General features: G+C 53.0%; 4 protein-coding genes. All 4 read left to right on the forward strand.

Annotation, left to right across the window (positions count from 1 at the left end; all coding sequences use genetic code 11):
- Positions 1 to 298 precede the first annotated feature (298 nt).
- The 4 genes from Poly51_RS30135 to Poly51_RS30150 all read left to right on the forward strand — a co-directional run bounded on the left by Poly51_RS30135 (position 299) and on the right by Poly51_RS30150 (position 2,669).
- Positions 299 to 736 carry a UPF0158 family protein gene (locus Poly51_RS30135; protein ID WP_146462662.1) on the forward strand — a complete coding sequence of 146 codons (438 nt, stop codon included), beginning with the start codon at positions 299 to 301 and terminating at the stop codon, positions 734 to 736.
- 105 nt (positions 737 to 841) lie between these two features.
- Positions 842 to 1,414 (forward strand): hypothetical protein, encoded by a 573-nt coding sequence (locus tag Poly51_RS30140; RefSeq protein ID WP_146462663.1) that lies wholly within the window; start codon positions 842 to 844, stop codon positions 1,412 to 1,414.
- A gap of 99 nt (positions 1,415 to 1,513) precedes the next feature.
- The gene (locus Poly51_RS30145; RefSeq protein WP_146462664.1) at positions 1,514 to 2,011 is read left to right on the forward strand and encodes a hypothetical protein; all 498 of its coding nucleotides are present in this window, start codon (positions 1,514 to 1,516) and stop codon (positions 2,009 to 2,011) included.
- Positions 2,012 to 2,132: 121 nt separating this feature from the next.
- Positions 2,133 to 2,669: a hypothetical protein gene (locus Poly51_RS30150; RefSeq protein WP_146462665.1), complete on the forward strand. Its 537-nt coding sequence runs from the start codon at positions 2,133 to 2,135 to the stop codon at positions 2,667 to 2,669.
- Positions 2,670 to 2,748 lie beyond the last annotated feature (79 nt).

A 2,748-nucleotide genomic window follows, 5' to 3' on the forward strand; every position in this document is an offset into this window, starting at 1 on the left:
GCTCGCAAAACATGTAGAGAAGCCGGAAATCACTTCGCCCGCTACTCGGAATCCGAATCTTCGCGACTGAAACTCGTAAGCTCACCCCGAGGAAATCGCACTCGGAGTGATTTCCGGACAGACACTAGCTATTGACTACACCTATACCGTCGTTGAAAACGGCGGGTAACCAAGCCGTGCACCGAAGGACGGCTTGCGCGGTTTTACGAATGGAAAATCAACCGTCCGTCCTCGGTGACGGCCAACGTTATCCGACTGAAATCCGCTCACCTCGTTTCCGCTACGTGACCTGCTTTCGATGACAACACCGAACGTTGTATTCGCCTTCGACACCATCGAAATGGCGTTTGACTACGCAAACTTCGATGATCGCTCGAATGACGCCTACCTCGACCGCCATACGGGCAGCTCACTTTACTTCTCGATGCTTGGCGACTCCGACGACGAACCTGACGACTTCGACGACACAACGCGCTACGTCGCTATACCCGACACACGAGACTTTGGCCTGGGATCGCAACTTGCGGTTCAATTTGCATCCGAGATTGCACCGGCATTGCTCGATGATGTTCGCGACGCATTTGGTGGACGTGGTGCTTTCCGTCGATTCAAGGACTTGCTTGACCGGAATGGATTGCTCGAATCTTGGTACGAATATCAGGCTGGACACGAGCGCAAAGCAATCTTGCAATGGTGCGCAAACAACGACATTCGCTACACGATGGATACACCATGACGGCGGATAACCAGCACATGCACCGGAGCGGGGCTTGCGACCGTTTTCAAATGGCACACTTTACACTCCCCGCCCGGTGATGCGGGGCGTTCTGCCACTGAATTTATGTCTGCACCTAAACGCAAATCAAACCGAATCACTGTCGGTGACCAAGTGTTCCGTTGGCGTTTTCACTACGACGAAGACGCTCCTTGGCAGAAGACCGTTTCAATTGTCGCAGATGACGATTTAAATGGCCCGTCGCTATTTGCCCGTTGCCACTATGACAACGATGTCACCCCAGCGATCGTTCGACGCTTGCTGGACGTCGCATTTGAGAATGGATGGCCCCCAATTTCTGACGAGCCTCAAGACTTTGGGCTCACCGACGAACGCATTTACGATTGCTTTCACGGTTTTCCGCGTCTGTTGGATCACAGGGGTAATCGGTTTTCGTGGTATCCCGACACGAAGGGCGGACTCCACTTAAAGATCAAAAACACTGGACACCCCAAGGGCCAACTGTTGGCAACCAACTGCACACTACAACGTGAAGATTGCACCGAGGAATTGGCCATCGCGTTCATAGATGCCGCAATTGATCTTGGTTGGAAGCATGGCCGAGCGCGGCGTGATTGCTTCTGGCTTGAAGAACACATATGTTCCTTAGTGCTGGACACTTTGCGAAGTACTGGCTGAAGGCAGAACCATCACATGCACCGAAGCCGGGCTTGCGGGGTTTTACAAATGGAACATCAACTTTCCCGGCTCGGTGATGTGTAACGTTCGTCGACAAATATGTATCAGGGACTTGGCGAAACCTACATCAACGTTTTCTTCACGCTTACAGCATGGAGCTTCGTTGCTGCGTTCACCGCCGTGTTGATCATCCGGCTCGCCAAGCGTTTCGCAGCAGGCTGGGTAATTGCTGCAATGATCGTGCTTGGAGTTGCATTTACGTTTGCGTCAAACTCAATTTTCCATCGAAGGATGTTCGTTCGGCAGCATCAAGACAGCAACACGCTGGTGCCGGCTACTGGTTGCGTACACTACGAACCGTCTTTCGGTCACCTGTTTGCCGCCTACAAAATGACTGCGGCTGAATTTGATGCTTGGGTTTCTCAACATCCCTGGGGCTTGGTTGAATACGATCGAGGGCAGATTGAACATGACGAGCAAAGGCTTGGTTTCTCCGATCCCTCAGAGGCGTACGCAACGGAAATGGCATCAAACGGTGGCCAACTGCGAGTCTACTTCAAAGACGGAATGATGTATTTGTCGTACAATGTGATGTAGACGACACTCGGAGCGACGAACCATGAATTGCACGGGAGGACGGGAGTCGTGTTTAATGGTTTGCTTGCGAGTCTTTCGCCCGTCCCCCGTGAATTCTGCCGTTATCCGATTGAAATCTTTCATGTCCACGCTACTACTGACCTCAATGGCATCGTTATCACGTTGTTTCAAATCGTTCGCGGTACTCACTGTCTTGGTGCTTCCTGCTTGCGACAATCGCCAATCTCGCCCGACGTCGATGCGGTCATCCGGCGAACAATACGATGCTCAACTGGCCAAATACGCGGACCGGCACGGGCCACCGCTTGTCAAGGTTGTCTCTGCTGACAATGGCGACCCCGTGCCTGATGTTTTCGTTGGCATGACGCTAATCGGCCCGGATGGCGGCGATGGCGGGTTTGAACAGTTTTTGACGCGAGCGGACGGAATTGCCGAACGATGGAGTCGGCTATCTCCAGGACGATACCAATATCATGCGCGGCCACGACCGGATGGACGTTTCGTTCGTACCGAATGGCGAAGGGGCGATCCATACTTTACCGTTGATGAATCGGGCGGTATCGTCGATTCCTCTGGTACCGCTATCGTCCCTACCATCACTCTCCAAACTGGCGGATCTCCAGGAACACCAGCTACCGGCCCCGCGTCTGACGGGTGAATGATTCAGGTTTTTGAGCGGTGTTTGGCAGCTTGATTTGAGCCTTCGTGTCTCCGGTGCAACGGATTGATCCCTTTTT

The sequence above is a fragment of the Rubripirellula tenax genome, from assembly GCF_007860125.1.
In the GTDB taxonomy this organism is placed as follows: domain Bacteria; phylum Planctomycetota; class Planctomycetia; order Pirellulales; family Pirellulaceae; genus Rubripirellula; species Rubripirellula tenax.

Bases quoted from the DNA above. Each gene is read 5' to 3' on its own strand.
- Poly51_RS30150 (WP_146462665.1), top strand. From the start codon at position 2,133: ATGTCCACGCTACTACTGACCTCAATGGCATCGTTATCACGTTGTTTC.
- Poly51_RS30140 (WP_146462663.1), top strand. From the start codon at position 842: ATGTCTGCACCTAAACGCAAATCAAACCGAATCACTGTCGGTGACCAA.
- Poly51_RS30135 (WP_146462662.1), top strand. From the start codon at position 299: ATGACAACACCGAACGTTGTATTCGCCTTCGACACCATCGAAATGGCG.
- Poly51_RS30145 (WP_146462664.1), top strand. From the start codon at position 1,514: ATGTATCAGGGACTTGGCGAAACCTACATCAACGTTTTCTTCACGCTT.